The sequence below is a fragment of the Salinimonas sediminis genome (assembly GCF_003429285.1).
Taxonomy (GTDB): Bacteria; Pseudomonadota; Gammaproteobacteria; order Enterobacterales; family Alteromonadaceae; genus Alteromonas; species Alteromonas indica.
In genome coordinates this window covers 1,751,027-1,765,332 of sequence record NZ_CP031769.1, presented here as the reverse complement: position 1 = coordinate 1,765,332, position 14,306 = coordinate 1,751,027, and the positions used below count along the sequence as shown (strand labels likewise).

General features: G+C 49.9%; 14 protein-coding genes. 4 read left to right on the top strand and 10 right to left on the bottom strand.

The window, feature by feature from the left end; genetic code table 11:
* Positions 1 to 8: 8 nt before the first annotated feature.
* The 7 genes from acpP to yceD form a co-directional block, all read right to left on the bottom strand.
* Positions 9 to 248 (bottom strand): acyl carrier protein, encoded by a 240-nt coding sequence (gene acpP, locus D0Y50_RS07950; RefSeq protein WP_108566146.1) that lies wholly within the window; start codon positions 246 to 248, stop codon positions 9 to 11.
* Between the two features lie 197 nt (positions 249 to 445).
* A complete protein-coding gene (gene fabG / locus D0Y50_RS07945) occupies positions 446 to 1,186 on the bottom strand; it encodes a 3-oxoacyl-ACP reductase FabG (protein ID WP_108566147.1) in 741 nt (246 codons plus the stop codon).
* Between the two features lie 20 nt (positions 1,187 to 1,206).
* Entirely contained in the window at positions 1,207 to 2,130 is a 924-nt protein-coding gene (gene fabD / locus D0Y50_RS07940; RefSeq protein WP_108566148.1) for an ACP S-malonyltransferase, read from the bottom strand.
* 44 nt (positions 2,131 to 2,174) lie between these two features.
* A complete protein-coding gene (locus D0Y50_RS07935; protein ID WP_108566149.1) occupies positions 2,175 to 3,140 on the bottom strand; it encodes a beta-ketoacyl-ACP synthase III in 966 nt (321 codons plus the stop codon).
* Positions 3,137 to 4,162 carry a phosphate acyltransferase PlsX gene (plsX, locus tag D0Y50_RS07930; RefSeq protein ID WP_117316331.1) on the bottom strand — a complete coding sequence of 342 codons (1,026 nt, stop codon included), beginning with the start codon at positions 4,160 to 4,162 and terminating at the stop codon, positions 3,137 to 3,139. Before plsX ends, D0Y50_RS07935 begins: the two co-directional genes overlap by 4 nt.
* 20 nt (positions 4,163 to 4,182) lie before the next feature.
* Positions 4,183 to 4,353, bottom strand: a complete 171-nt coding sequence (gene rpmF, locus D0Y50_RS07925) for a 50S ribosomal protein L32 (protein ID WP_108566151.1) — start codon at positions 4,351 to 4,353, stop codon at positions 4,183 to 4,185.
* A 3-nt stretch (positions 4,354 to 4,356) separates the two neighbouring features.
* Complete coding sequence (gene yceD, locus D0Y50_RS07920; protein ID WP_108566152.1) at positions 4,357 to 4,884, bottom strand: 23S rRNA accumulation protein YceD; 528 nt, start codon at positions 4,882 to 4,884, stop codon at positions 4,357 to 4,359.
* Positions 4,885 to 5,052: 168 nt separating this feature from the next.
* On the opposite strand from yceD, the gene D0Y50_RS07915 reads away from it, so the two are divergent.
* Positions 5,053 to 5,688, top strand: a complete 636-nt coding sequence (locus D0Y50_RS07915; protein ID WP_117316329.1) for a Maf family protein — start codon at positions 5,053 to 5,055, stop codon at positions 5,686 to 5,688.
* Here D0Y50_RS07915 and D0Y50_RS07910 read toward each other — a convergent pair.
* Positions 5,677 to 6,327 (bottom strand): HAD family hydrolase, encoded by a 651-nt coding sequence (locus D0Y50_RS07910; RefSeq protein ID WP_117316327.1) that lies wholly within the window; start codon positions 6,325 to 6,327, stop codon positions 5,677 to 5,679. The genes D0Y50_RS07915 and D0Y50_RS07910 overlap by 12 nt on opposite strands.
* Positions 6,324 to 7,268 carry a 23S rRNA pseudouridine(955/2504/2580) synthase RluC gene (gene rluC, locus D0Y50_RS07905; RefSeq protein WP_108566155.1) on the bottom strand — a complete coding sequence of 315 codons (945 nt, stop codon included), beginning with the start codon at positions 7,266 to 7,268 and terminating at the stop codon, positions 6,324 to 6,326. The genes D0Y50_RS07910 and rluC overlap by 4 nt, the downstream gene beginning before the upstream one ends.
* A gap of 668 nt (positions 7,269 to 7,936) precedes the next feature.
* Between rluC and rne the strand changes: the two genes are divergently transcribed.
* Positions 7,937 to 11,449: a ribonuclease E gene (gene rne, locus D0Y50_RS07900; RefSeq protein WP_117316325.1), complete on the top strand. Its 3,513-nt coding sequence runs from the start codon at positions 7,937 to 7,939 to the stop codon at positions 11,447 to 11,449.
* A 45-nt stretch (positions 11,450 to 11,494) separates the two neighbouring features.
* Positions 11,495 to 12,463 carry a phosphotransferase gene (locus tag D0Y50_RS07895; RefSeq protein WP_117316323.1) on the top strand — a complete coding sequence of 323 codons (969 nt, stop codon included), beginning with the start codon at positions 11,495 to 11,497 and terminating at the stop codon, positions 12,461 to 12,463.
* A gap of 28 nt (positions 12,464 to 12,491) precedes the next feature.
* On the opposite strand, the gene D0Y50_RS07890 is transcribed toward D0Y50_RS07895, so the two are convergent.
* Complete coding sequence (locus tag D0Y50_RS07890; protein WP_117316321.1) at positions 12,492 to 13,394, bottom strand: LysR family transcriptional regulator; 903 nt, start codon at positions 13,392 to 13,394, stop codon at positions 12,492 to 12,494.
* Between the two features lie 88 nt (positions 13,395 to 13,482).
* Between D0Y50_RS07890 and D0Y50_RS07885 the strand changes: the two genes are divergently transcribed.
* Positions 13,483 to 14,298 (top strand): class II aldolase/adducin family protein, encoded by an 816-nt coding sequence (locus D0Y50_RS07885; protein ID WP_117316319.1) that lies wholly within the window; start codon positions 13,483 to 13,485, stop codon positions 14,296 to 14,298.
* Positions 14,299 to 14,306: the final 8 nt, after the last annotated feature.

The following is a 14,306-nucleotide window of genomic DNA, read 5'->3' as shown; positions in this document are numbered from 1 at the left end:
TCAGATGCTTACGCGTCTTTGTTCGCGTTGATGTAGTCAACAGCAGATTGAACTGTAGTGATTTTCTCTGCTTCTTCATCTGGAATTTCAGTGTCGAATTCTTCTTCCAGAGCCATAACCAGCTCTACAGTGTCAAGTGAATCCGCGCCCAGGTCGTCAACGAAAGAGGCTTCCGGTTTTACTTCTTCTTCTTTCACGCCAAGCTGTTCGATGATGATCTTTTTAACGCGTTCTTCGATGTTACTCATAATTCTAGGTTTCCCTTAACGTAACTAGATATAAAAAGTGCCGCTAGTTTATTTTGCAAGACCTACGCTTGCAAGCACCAGTACTAACAAATTTCCTGGTCTAACCAGCAACGAACCAAAGTCTATTAAACAATTTTTTAACATACAAGGTAGTTTAACACCACCTGGTGAGGATCCAAAAGCGTATTATAACGCTTTTAGCTCATATACATACCACCATTTACATGAATGGTTTCACCGGTGATGTAAGCAGCGCCATCACTGGTCAGGAAGGCCACTGTACTGGCAATTTCCTGCGGACGGCCCAAACGATTGGCGGGAATGTCTTTGAAGATAGCTTCCCGCTGATCATCTGTTAACGATTTGGTCATATCGGTGTCAATAAAGCCTGGTGCCACTACATTTACTGTAATGCCCCGGGATGCTACTTCCCGTGCCAATGACTTACTAAACCCGATTACGCCTGCTTTAGCTGCTGCATAATTAGCCTGTCCTGCATTACCAGAGCAGCCAACCACAGAGCCCACATTAACAATGCGTCCGTGCTTTTTCTTCATCATGCCCCGTAAAACGGCTTTCGACAAGTTGAAAATCGCCGTCAGGTTAGTATCTATTATATCCTGCCATTCGTCATCTTTCATTCTCATTAGCAGATTATCGCGGGTGATACCGGCATTATTGACCAAAATATCCACACCACCGCTTTGTTCTTTAATTTGACTGAGCACCGCATCAATAGCGTCTTTGTCGGTCACGTTTAAACATAACCCTTTGCCGCCACTGGCTTGGAGATATTCACTTATAGCGTCGGCACCTGCCTGACTGGTGGCGGTGCCATAAACCGTTGCGCCCTGGCTAGCCAATTGCTCGGCAATCGCTTTGCCAATGCCCCGGCTCGCGCCGGTCACTAACGCAACCTTAGCGTTAAGTTCAGACATATATAACCCTTATGTTGTCTTTACAGTGCATCCAGCGACGCTGGCGTGTTCACTGCAAATGCTTCAATATTTTTATCAATGCGTTTAATCAGGCCGGTTAATACTTTACCCGGTCCAACTTCGATAATTCGCTCTACGCCTTGACCGGCCAAATATTCAATACTGGCCGTCCATTGCACCGGGCAGTACAACTGGCGTACCAATGCATCACAAATTTTCGCAGTGTCCTGCTCAATTTTCACATCAACATTGTTCACGACCGCAGTGGTAGGTGGTACCAATGTAAGGGCATCCAACGCTTCTTCAAGCTGATCTGCGGCCGGTCGCATTAATTCACAATGGGACGGTACGCTTACCGGTAAAGGTAGCGCCCGTTTGGCGCCCGCTTCTTTACACGCTTGCGCGGCCTGTCCCGTCGCTTCTTTTTCACCAGCAATAACAACCTGACCGGGCGAATTAAAGTTCACCGGGGCCACAACTTCGCCGGTAGCAATAGCCGTTTGCTGACAAATTTCGGCTATTTTATCATCGTCTAAACCAATGATAGCGAACATAGCACCAGCGCCGGCTGGCACTGCTTGTTGCATAAACTGACCACGTGACTCAACCAGCTTAACAGCGTGGCTAAAGTCCAGCGCCCCTGCGCACACCAGTGCAGAATATTCACCCAGGCTATGCCCTGCCATAAAATCAGCGGCAATGCCCTTACTTTCCAGTACCCGGTATATCGCAACACTGGCGGTAAGTAACGCCGGTTGTGTTATATGCGTTTCGTTTAGTTTGCCATCGCTGTCGTCCTGAACCAGCGCCCAAAGGTCATAACCTAATACCCTTGAGGCCTCGCCGAAGGTTTCTTCTACCTGCGGGTATGCCTCAGCCAATTCGCTCAGCATACCAGTGGTCTGCGAGCCCTGACCGGGAAATACAAAGGCTGTACGAGTCATAGTCGATCCTTATTGTTATCTATATCGTCGACAGGTCGCTAGGATTAGTAGCGTACCAATGCAGAGGCCCATGCGAAGCCGCCACCGAATGCCTCTAGCAACAGGTTCTGGCCCCGCTGAATGCGGCCATCGCGTATTGCAGTATCCAGCGCGGTCGGAACCGTTGCCGCCGACGTATTACCATAATTTTCTAATGTTAAAACTACCCGGTCCAACGGCATATTCAGCTTTTTCGCGGTCGCTTTGATAATGCGGAAATTAGCCTGATGAGGTACCAGCCAGTCAAGCTCAGATTTATCCATGTTATTGGCAGCCAGGGTCTGTTCCACTAGCTCGGATAATTTAGTGACCGCGACGCGAAATACTTCGTTGCCTTTCATCACCCCCCAGTTCGCATGCACCGATGCTTCATCGCCCCGGGTAGGGTTGCCCACGTAAAGCAGATCTTTATAAGACCCGGCGGCCTGGATATGGGTAGATAATATCCCCGGCTCCTCACTGGCTTCTATGATGGCAGCCCCTGCTGCATCACCAAATAATATCACCATGGTTCGGTCAGCCGGATCAATTAACCGGCTCAGGCAGTCGGTGCCCACCACCAGAATGCGCTTAGCCATACCTGATTTTACATACTGGTCTGCTACACTGAGTGCATAGCACCAACCAGCACAGGCGGCCGCAACATCAAAGGCGGGGATATTATCTACCCCTAAAATTTGCTGAATTTCGCAGGCGGTACTGGGTAAAGCGTAACGGCCACTGGTGGTCGCACAAACAATCATATCAATATCGCTGGCATGTAAACCTGCGGCATCCAAGGCTTGTAAACTTGCTTCAGCCCCCATCGTGGCCGCGGTTTCATCCGCGCCGATTAAACGCCGCTCTTTAATGCCGGTACGGTCCGTGATCCACTCATCGGTGGTATCTACCATGCTTTCCAAATCTGCGTTGGACCGCACTTCGCTGGGATAATAACTGCCGGTCCCGATAATTCGTGAATAGTTACTCAAAGTTGCTCCAACAAAACCGTTTCTATTTTATGTTTTATTTTTTCTGGAACACGTAAACGCGCTTCCTGCATGGCCTGAAAAATTGCATAATAAAATGCGTCGGCCGAAGCGTTCCCGTGACTCTTTACTACAATGCCGCGCAATCCTATCAGACTGGCACCATTATACTGGTCGGGGTTCACCCTATTATAGATAGATTTCAATAGGGGTAAGGCAATCCGGGCTCGAATACGTGACCAAACATTGCTCGCTGACTGCTTTTTAACCTCACTGGCCACAAGTTTAGCCAGCCCCTCACTGGATTTGAGCGCAATATTGCCGGTAAACCCATCGGTAACCACTACATCAGCATGGTCGGTAAATATATCATCACCTTCTACATAGCCAATATAATTAAGCGCAGGGACTGAACGTAAGTGTTCGTCGGCCAGCTTGACCAGGGTATTGCCCTTGATATCTTCTTCGCCCACATTTAGTAAGGCCACCCGAGGCTTGGTTTTGCCCATCATCAGCTCGGCTAATACCGAGCCCATTACCGCATACTGAAATAAGGCTTCGCAGGTACAATTTACATTTGCACCCAGGTCTAGTAGCAATACTTTATGATGGCCAGCGGTAGGCATAAAGGAGACCAGTGCCGGGCGGTCTACGCCTTGCAAGGTTTTTAACAGATAATACGCTAATGATAACAATGCACCGGTATTACCGGCACTAACACAGGCATCAGCTTCTTTGGTTTGCACCGCTTCAATTGCTCGCCGCATAGAGGAATCTTTTTTATGCCGTAAAGCATGCGCGGGGGCATCGGACATAGTCACGATTTCTTCACAGTGGCGCACGATAACTCGTGAGCGTTGTGCTTCGCTGAGCTGATTTATTTCAGGATCTATTACCCTGCGGTCGCCGCAGAGAATAAAATTAAAGTCGGGATGAAGGCGAATAGCCTTGAGAGCGGCAGAGAGGATAACTGGGGGACCATGATCGCCCCCCATGATATCTAACGCTAAGGTTAGTTGAGACAAAGTATTGTCATCAAACGTGATTAACGTTCGATAACCTTATTGCCTTTGTAGTAACCATCAGCGGTTACGTGGTGACGACGGTGCGTTTCACCTGATGTTGAGTCGACAGACAAAGTTTCGCATGTCAACGCATCGTGTGAACGACGCATACCGCGCTTTGAACGCGTTTTACGATTTTTTTGTACGGCCATAACTTACTCCTGGTCTCGCTTAAGTTCTTTCAAAACCGCGAAAGGGTTTGTGCGCTCTTGTTCCGGTTCGATTTTTCCAAATGTCATATCATCCTGCCCAATTGGACACGCCTTCTCTGCATGAAGGGGCACAATAGGTAGCGCGATAATCAATTCGTCTTCAAGTACTTGAAACAAATCGACAGTTCCGTGGTCGTCGACCTCTACCGGATCGTAAGCTTCGGGTAATGTGTCGACCTCGTCCTGCCCCTGCACCGGGCTGAAACAAAAATCAACATCAAGCGAATAATCAAATTCGCCATTACACCGCTGACAGATAAGTGATACTTGCGTCTTCAGATGGCCATCGAATACAGTCAGACCCTGCGCGTCTTTTTGAAACTGTACTTCGGCGTCCACCCATTCGGCGCAACTAACTACTGCACCCTGTAAACGTGGCATATCTTTACTGGCAATAACACCCTGATAATCAGAGCGTTTGACAGCGCTTTTAACCGGGTCAACCGAGTGGGGTAATTTCACTTTCTGCATAGGGCGCGCATATTATAGGCTCATTGTCGCTGTGTCAAAGGTTTATCAGCATTTCGCGCACAAAATATTGCGCTATCCTCCTGGATAAAACGCCAGTCCATTTTACTTTACAAGCTATACTGCCCGTTTACACTAGTGGCCTTATTGGCTAACAGCTAACAACTTACTATGACAGCAATTATACTCGCTTCTTCATCACGTTACCGCCAGGCTTTGTTAGCAGGGCTGGGCATCCAGGCGCAGGCGATTGCTCCGGACATTGATGAAACGCCGTTACCTGGTGAAGAACCCTGGGCCGTCGCGGCGCGGTTGGCTTGTGCTAAAGCCAGTAAAATAGGCAGCTTGCATCCCCACGCTATTACTATTGGTTCTGATCAGGTAGCCGTATTATATAATAAAGCAGAAGAGCCCCGCCTGCTGGGCAAGCCCGGCACCTTCGATAAGGCGGTGGAACAACTTACTGCTTGCGCCGGCAATCAGGTCACATTTTATACGGCGCTATGTGTGTATAGTCCCCAGCATGGGCCGATTAATGCCACCGACACCACAGTTGTCCATTTTAAGCCGCTAAGCCAGGCGGCTATCCAAGCTTATGTTGAGCATGAACAACCTCTGGACTGCGCGGGGAGTTTTAAGTGCGAAGGTGTAGGGGCACTTTTATTTGAGCGAATTGAGGGGCGCGACCCCAATAGCCTGATTGGCTTGCCCGTTATGTTGCTGCGAGACCTGTTAGCCAAAGTCAATATAGACTTACTGGCGTTAGCGACCAGCAAGCCTGTTAACCGTCAGGCTTCAGGCCAGTAAATAATGCTGTAGCTGTTCAATTGAATTAACTAATGCTACCGGGCGATGCTGTTCAAGACGGATAGCATCATGCACGCCGTAGGTAACCCCGATACGATCCATCCCAAGCTGTTCAGCCATCTGCATATCATAGGTGGTATCGCCAATCATCACCGCATCGTTAACCTGTACGCCGGTTTCAGCTAATAGTTGCTCTAACATATCGCTGGAGGGTTTTGATTGCGCCTCACAAGCAGTGCGCGAGGCGATAAAATAGCCCCCGGTGTTAGTGTTTCGCCATGCCCTGTCTAGCCCCCTGCGGGCCTTCCCGGTGGCTACCGCCAACTGCCGACCATTGGCGGTGAGGGCATCTAGCAACGCCGGGGCGCCAGCAAATAAAGGATAAGGTTCCGCGTCCTGCTCGACAAAAATAGTTTTATAGGTCGCCACCAGTTCAGTGACCGTTTCATCACAGCGTAAATTAAATAAGCGCGCGATAGCCGGACGCAAACTAATACCTATAATATCGCCCACCTGGGCGTCGCTGGGCACAGGTTGCCCACACCGTAACGCAGTAAGCTGCATACAGCGGATAATTTTGGCTATCGAGTCCATTAACGTGCCGTCCCAGTCGAAAATAACCAACTGATAGGCTTTCATCGAAGTTGTTCCAGGGTACGCATTAACTGTTTATCCAATGGCGCACTAAACGTTACGGGCTCACCAGATAACGGATGGATAAAGCGGATACTGGCCGCATGCAAAAACAACCGGTTTAACCCTAACGCCTTTACCTTAGCATCGAATTGCTCATCACCGTATTTAGTATCGCCGGCAATAGGATGCCCGGCATGCAGGCAGTGAACCCGAATTTGATGGGTCCGCCCGGTAATAGGTGACGCCTCTACCAGCGTTGCCTGCGCAAAATTTTCCAGTACCCGGTAGCGAGTTTCTGACGGCTTGCCATCTTCACTGACACTGACCAGACGCTCACCAGACTGCAAAACATTTTTGCGCAGCGGCGCTTTAACCTTGAATCGATTTTCCGGCCACGTCCCACCAACCAACGCCTGATAGCGCTTATCCATTTGGCCATTGCGCAATTGTTCATGCATATGACGCAAAGCAGAGCGTTTTTTAGCAATTAAAATGCATCCGGAAGTATCGCGGTCCAGGCGATGTACCAGCTCCATGAAACTGGCATCAGGGCGCAACGCCCGTAACCCTTCTATCAAGCCAAAACTTAACCCACTGCCACCATGCACGGCGATACCAGACGGCTTGTTGATCACCATTACCCGGTCATCTTCATACACTATATGGTTGGTTAAATCAGCGACTTTATCCAGCTTCGGGTTTGGCGTATCCGAGGCCTCGGTAACCCGCACCGGTGGCACTCTTACCACATCGTCTGCCTGGAGTTTATATTCTGGTTTCACACGGCCTTTATTCACCCGCACTTCGCCTTTACGCAAAATACGGTAAATCATGCTTTTCGGCACACCCTTTAACTGAGTGCGTAAAAAGTTGTCAACGCGCTGACCGGCAAGGTCAGCATCAATCGTGACAAACTGTACTTTTGGGGAGGAATCTTTATTCATCCTGCAATTATAAAACAAATGTCGCAGCAGACCTACGAAAGTTTGTTGTTGGCGGTTTTAACTGTGCACTAACAATAGGTTAGTCGTTGAAAAAACACTCGTTAGCGATGCAATAATGAGCGCCCCGCGCTAATATAAGAAAAACCTGAGCCGGCGCTTTGAACTTTGCTTGCCTATTTTCAAGAATTGGTGCGATAATCAAGAGGTTTTAACGCGCCAACATAATCGCGACGTTAAGACGGCAAGAACTGAAAAGTCAACGAACCGGTTGCAATGATTCGGCATAAAATTATCCATTGCCTGATATGAGCTAATTTAGAAGGTAGTACTAAAACCTTCTCTCATTTGAATATTGCAGCACGAAAAACACAAAGTTCGCCGTTTAGTTATACAGAATTGAAATGACAATTGCTTCAGCTGGCAGGTTAACCAACCACAGTGAAGCGATGCTAAAATTGAAAATATGAAAAGGGCCGTCGTTCCCGACACCCGCTAATTGATAACAAACGCCTGCAATACGTAGCACAGGCTATTAGCACCACTGGGTAATACGACAGTACAACAAACTCCATACAGTGCCGTGAGGCGTGGTGGTGAGGGTTTGCACATGTCAGTTTAATTTTGTGTCTAAACGGCTGTACAAAACAGAGTTAGATACAATGAAAAGAATGTTAATTAATGCAACTCAGCAAGAAGAGTTGCGCGTAGCGCTAGTCGATGGACAGCGCTTATATGATTTAGATATAGAAAGTCCCGGGCACGAACAGAAAAAAGCAAACATCTACAAAGGCAAAATAACCCGCGTCGAGCCAAGCCTTGAAGCGGCATTTGTTGACTACGGTGCTGATCGTCACGGTTTCCTTCCCCTAAAAGAAATTGCTCGCACTTATTTCCCCAAAGGTTATAAATTCGAAGGTCGTCCTAACATCAAAGATGTTATTCGCGAAGGCCAGGAAGTTATTGTTCAGATAGACAAAGAAGAACGCGGACAAAAAGGCGCGGCGCTGACTACATTTTTATCGTTAGCCGGCAGTTATCTGGTGCTGATGCCAAATAATCCACGCGCTGGCGGTATAAGCCGTCGTATCGAAGGCGATGAGCGCACCGAATTAAAACAGGCGTTGAGTAAACTTGAGCTGCCTGATGGCATGGGCTTAATTGTGCGTACCGCTGGTGTGGGCAAGTCCTACGAAGAGCTGGAATGGGACTTACGGGTATTACTTAAACACTGGGAAGCCGTGCGCGAAGAAGCTGATAAGCGCTCTGCTCCGTTCCTGATTCACCAGGAGAGTAATGTTATTGTTCGGGCAATCCGGGACTATTTACGGCGTGATATTGGCGAAATCCTGGTAGATAAAAGCGCGATATACGAACAGGCATTACAACATATTCAATTAGTTCGTCCTGATTTTGCTAATCGTGTTAAGAAATACGATGGCGATGTTCCGCTGTTTAGTCATTACCAGATAGAAAGTCAGATTGAATCAGCCTTCCAGCGCGAAGTACGCTTGCCTTCTGGCGGTTCGATAGTGATTGACCCTACCGAAGCACTGACCTCGATTGATATCAACTCGGCGCGGGCGACCAAGGGTGGCGATATTGAAGAGACGGCCTTTAATACTAATTTAGAAGCCGCCGATGAAATTGCCCGCCAATTACGCTTACGTGATTTAGGTGGTCTGGTGGTTATCGATTTTATTGATATGACCCCTGTGCGCCATCAACGTGAAGTTGAAAACCGCTTGAAAGAGGCCGTACGCTCCGACCGAGCCCGGGTTCAACTGGGTCGCATTTCCCGGTTTGGTTTGCTGGAAATGTCGCGTCAGCGTCTACGTCCGTCACTGGGCGAATCAAGCCACCATGTATGCCCGCGCTGTTCAGGCCATGGTACAATTCGCGGTACAGAGTCGTTGGCGCTGTCCATTTTGCGTATTATGGAAGAAGAAAGCATTAAGGATAACACTGGCCAGATTGAAGCCCAGTTACCGGTACCGGTGGCAACTTATCTGCTCAATGAAAAACGTCAATCGGTAAATGTGTTGGAGCAACGACATGACGTGAAGTTGCTGATTATACCTAACCCGAATCTTGAAACGCCACATTATGAAGTTACCCGGCGTCGTCCTGAAGAGGTTGTTAGCGATGCCAGCTACGATGTATCGTTGTTAGAAACCCCCACTACCGATGCCGACAAACCTGCCGCAACAGTGGTTAAGCGTGAAGAGCCAGCCATCAAAGGTATGGTGGCCCCAGATGCGGCCCCAGTGGTACCGCCTAAACCGGCTGCGCAGCCAAAAGCAGCTGAACCCTCGACCTCCTTGCTAGGCCAACTGTCCAAATGGTTAAAAGGCCTGTTGGGTAGCAGCGAAAGTGAACAACCTAAAGCGACTCCTGAGCCTGCTGTGCAGGAACAGTCAAACCGTCAACGCTCACGTAGTCAGGATAACCGTAATCGCAAGCCGCGCAATAAAACGCGTCGCCCGCGCAACCCGGAAAATGCAGAGCGTGATGATGCTCAGCAGCAGGCTAAAGGGCCGACTGAGCGTCGTAATAAGAATACCTCGTCTAACCGCAAGCCGCGTAAACCACAACGTGATGACAAGCCAGACAATAAAACCGAGGCCACGCCGGCTCCGGAGGTAAACAAATCAGCGGACGACAATCGCGACGTCAAGGATAACCGGGATAACCGGGACGCCAAAGATAACCGCGACTCACAAGACAATAACACTCAGCCGCCGAAGAAAAAGCAGCTGGCAGAACGTCGTAAACGTCGTGATATGCGCAAGAGCGTACGCATAGGTAACGAGCAAATCCATTCTACTACAGAAGCCTCTGCTCCGGCGCAAGACGCCCCCTCAGGCAATACCAGTGAGGTAATGGCCAAAGCGGATAGTCATCAGCCCAAACCTACCGAAGATAATACTGCTGTAGAATCAAATGAGGTTAATGGCGATGACGCTAAGCGTGATGCCAATGGTAATCGTGGCCGCAGCCGACGTTCTCCACGCCATGTTCGCGCCGCTGGCCAGCGTCGTAAGAAAGAGCAGCATGGACACGAAGAACATAGCGAAGATGGTGTAGCAGAGCATAACCAGGCTGATAGTACCAACAATGACAACCAGGCTGACATTGTGGCACAGCAGCCGCGCCCTACTCCCACTGAACGTGCTGAACAACCAAACCGCGAGCATTCTGATGTTACCTCGCATGCAGCGCAAAGCAGCAGTGACACGCTACAGAAAGACGCCACCATAGCGCAACCTGTGGAAGCCCCTGATGAAGTAGCTGCACAACAATTGGAAAGCAGTAACCGCGGTTCGCAACAGGACGAGCTGGAACTTGATTTGCCTAAACAGCAAGCCACCACCAACTTCGCCCAGAAGCCGCGGGAAAAATACCGGGCTGACGGTATGCGGGTTAACGCTGAGCAAAAAGCCAATGTGGCAGACGATACCAGCGCCAGCGCGAAGGTAAATACTGCCGATGACCAGCAGGTTGTAACGGAACAACCGGCTCGTCAGGCAAGGCCTGAACAAGTTGAAATTAATCTTGATTCAACCGAGCAGCCAGCCCCCACTGCAAACGATGTGACCAACGCCACTCCAGCGGACAAGGCACAGGCCACTCCAGCAGACGAGACGCCGGCTGCACGTGGTGAGAATGCATCGGCCGAAGCACGCGCAGTACAACCTGATGAGCAGGTTGAGGCCCCACAAGCCGCTGTAGAGCAGCCGCAACAGGCCCCATCAGCGCAGTCGGTTAGTGAAAATAGCGAGTCCGCCCCGGTTGCGCAAGCGTCTGAACATGCTTCAGCTAAGCCACAGGAACCGGTGGCATCTGTCAGTGCGGTATCCACGCCAAGCACGCCCCAACAGCAACCAGCGCCAAGTGAGCAAAGTAGCGACACCGAAGCTAAACAGGCTGCCCAGCAAAACGTATCGGTAAGCAAGCCGTCGGCGTCGACACCAGGAGCCAGTAGCCGCGGTAAATTTACTGCCTCACATCCAATGGCTTCGCCGAAACAGGTTGATGCACAATTTGGTGCGGTACAGGTAACAGCCCGTCAGGACGAGGCTCGCCCATCGTGGGACGTGTCTGGCCGTACAGCGGCGATATCATCGAGTAAGTCTAAAGCCTCTGCGCCGATGACCAAACCTGACAGCAGTGATGCTGCATAACCTCAGCTGACAACAGACCGGGCCTTTGGCCCGGTTTTTTTATCTATGAACCAACCTATACACCCTTCTGTAAGTCAGTGGATCAGCCGCGTAATTGATGATGCAAGGATTACTGACTTTACCCTATTACAGACCCTGTGGAGCGGCTATGGCCAGTGCTGCAGGTTTTTCTCGCCCAACGCTAATCAATACCTGGTGGCAAAAGCTGTGCAGGCACAGCCAGCCTCTGCCCATCCTAAAGGCTGGAATGATGCCCATAGCCATCAACGTAAATGTAAGTCATACCAAATTGAACAGTATTTTTATCAACACTACGCTACCTGCAGTAGGGCCTTTACCCCACAACTGATTGCTTGCGAGCGCCATGGCGACCATGCGCTGACAATCATGAGCGATCTCAATGTGGCTGGCTTTTCCCAGCGCCATAGCAAACTGACAATCGAACAAGCCAAACCGGTACTTGAGTGGCTGGCCTGTTTTCATGCCGACTTTATGCAAACCAACGGCCACGGTTTATGGGCGGCAGGCACCTATTGGCATTTGTCTACTCGCCAACGCGAATGGCAAACCATGGCGACCGGCCTGCTTAAACAGCACGCCCCAGCGATCAGCCGGCAACTTGACGAAGCTCGCTTTACTACGCTGGTTCATGGCGACGCTAAAGTCGCCAACTTCTGCTTCGACCCGGCCGCCAGCAAAGCGGCGGCGGTAGACTTTCAGTATGTGGGAAAAGGTATCGGGGTACAGGATGTTGCGTATTTTATTGGTAGCGCATTAAACACTGATGATCAGCTATATTTCACCGAACACTGTCTGGACTATTACTTTGCCGCACTGCGGCGGTACTGGCGAAGTCGTATCGAAGTACATGCTGTTGAACAAGAGTGGCGAGGTCTTTATGCCGTTGCTTGTGCCGATTTTCAGCGTTTTCTGGAGGGCTGGAGCCCTGGCCATCACAAACTTAACTCTGTGCTTAATAGTTATACCTGCCGGGCCCTGGCCGCCGTTAAATAGTTTGCCTCTGGTGGGTCAGCCCGATTAGCTAAAATGGCTGGGTAACTATGTCGGCAATCCACTGGCGCACCTGGGTAAGCACCGGATCATTGTCAGTAGCCCGGTGCCAATACATATGTACCGGTAACGGCGGGATCTTTACCGGCAATGGCACGACCTCCACTTTAACACTACGGACAATTTCCCTGGCATACACCGCCGGTAGTGTCAGGATAAGATCGTTGCTGGCAGCCAGTTGGGCAGCTGCCATATAATGTTCACATGTCAGACTGATATGCCGCCTTAACCCGGTCTGCGCCAATGCCATATCAACATGATTCACTTCAGAATGTTTCATTGATACTAATACGTGCTGCGCACTGGTGTAAGCGTCTTGCGACATCCCCCGGCGCGCCGGGTGCTGGGGACGGCACAATACGACAAAATTCTCACGTCTCACCCGCTTGTGCAAAATGTCTTTACCTGCTGGCACCATCGCATCTACCGCGATAGCAACTTCCCCCTGTTCAAGGCTATGCGATAAGCTGGATAGCGGTGAATGGCTACTGTGAATGCTTAACCCCGGCGCGTATGCCAACACTTTTTGCTGTAATGCCGGCAGCAGAACTACCTCGGTGATATCGCGCAGGCCAACATTAATGGTCCGGGTAACCTGCTCCAGGTTTATTGGAATAGGTTCAGCCACACTACTGTGCAGCTGTTTTAGCGCACTGTTAACCTGGGGGATTATTAAATGACAACGTGTGGTGGGCACCATCTTTCTACCATGGCGTTCAAATAACGGGTCTTGCAAGATACCGCGTAACCTTCCCAAGGCGTGGCTAACGGCGGGTTGTGTCAAACACAAACGGTGGGCTGCTGCGGTAATCGTACCCTCAGTATAGATGGCCTGTAACACCACAAACAAATTCAAATCCACTCTACTATGCATACCACTTATCACAATCCATTAACATTTATCACTTTTATTTATCATGTATGTCGGTACTCTGTATAGCACTATTTAACGGAGACTATTAATGACCGCAACCTCCTCATCCCGTGACGCGATGGCTGAAAAACTCACTATCGGCGCGCAACGCTTTACGCTGTTTAACGTTCCTGAGTTTGGTTGTGACAAAGACCGACAAACTTACGAAAAGCAAAGATTAGCAGCAGCCTTCAGGCTATTTTCACAATATGGTTTTGATGAAGGCCTGGCGGGACATATCACGCTACGCGATTGTATTGACCCCGACACGTTTTGGGTCAATCCAGTGGGTATTCATTTTGGCTTGATAACGGTGTCTGATTTGGTCAGGGTGTCGCACCAGGGGGATATTGTAGAGGGTCAGGCTGCCATCAATAATGCCGCGTTTGCCATTCATTCACGCATTCATATGGCGCGCCCCGATGTGAATGCGGTGGCGCATGCCCACACTACCTATGGCCGCGCATTTGCAGCATTGGGGCAACGGCTTTTACCGATTTCTCAAGATGCATGTATGTTCTATCAAAACCACGCGCTATTTTCACATTTTGATGGCGTGGTAGCCGATACCCGGGAGGGCGACATGATTGCTGAAGCTCTGGACACCCATTGTGCGCTGATATTACAAAATCACGGTTTATTGACTGTAGGCAGTAGTGTGGATGCTGCTGCGGCGAATTTTGTGATGCTTGATAGTTGCTGTCACAGTCAGCTGCTGGCGCAGGCCGCCGGACAAGTTAAGCTGATAGATGACCCCACGGCGCAGAAAACCCGCGCGATGAACGGTTCAGATTTAGTCACCTGGGGGAATTTTCAGCCAATGTACCAAAAGTTGCTGGCGACCGATGACAGCTTTTTAAACTAACCATATGG

Bases quoted from the DNA above. Each gene is read 5' to 3' on its own strand.
- acpP (WP_108566146.1), bottom strand. From the start codon at position 248: ATGAGTAACATCGAAGAACGCGTTAAAAAGATCATCATCGAACAGCTT.
- fabG (WP_108566147.1), bottom strand. From the start codon at position 1,186: ATGTCTGAACTTAACGCTAAGGTTGCGTTAGTGACCGGCGCGAGCCGG.
- fabD (WP_108566148.1), bottom strand. From the start codon at position 2,130: ATGACTCGTACAGCCTTTGTATTTCCCGGTCAGGGCTCGCAGACCACT.
- rpmF (WP_108566151.1), bottom strand. From the start codon at position 4,353: ATGGCCGTACAAAAAAATCGTAAAACGCGTTCAAAGCGCGGTATGCGT.
- yceD (WP_108566152.1), bottom strand. From the start codon at position 4,884: ATGCAGAAAGTGAAATTACCCCACTCGGTTGACCCGGTTAAAAGCGCT.
- D0Y50_RS07915 (WP_117316329.1), top strand. From the start codon at position 5,053: ATGACAGCAATTATACTCGCTTCTTCATCACGTTACCGCCAGGCTTTG.
- D0Y50_RS07910 (WP_117316327.1), bottom strand. From the start codon at position 6,327: ATGAAAGCCTATCAGTTGGTTATTTTCGACTGGGACGGCACGTTAATG.
- rluC (WP_108566155.1), bottom strand. From the start codon at position 7,268: ATGAATAAAGATTCCTCCCCAAAAGTACAGTTTGTCACGATTGATGCT.
- rne (WP_117316325.1), top strand. From the start codon at position 7,937: ATGTTAATTAATGCAACTCAGCAAGAAGAGTTGCGCGTAGCGCTAGTC.
- D0Y50_RS07895 (WP_117316323.1), top strand. From the start codon at position 11,495: ATGAACCAACCTATACACCCTTCTGTAAGTCAGTGGATCAGCCGCGTA.
- D0Y50_RS07890 (WP_117316321.1), bottom strand. From the start codon at position 13,394: ATGCATAGTAGAGTGGATTTGAATTTGTTTGTGGTGTTACAGGCCATC.
- D0Y50_RS07885 (WP_117316319.1), top strand. From the start codon at position 13,483: ATGACCGCAACCTCCTCATCCCGTGACGCGATGGCTGAAAAACTCACT.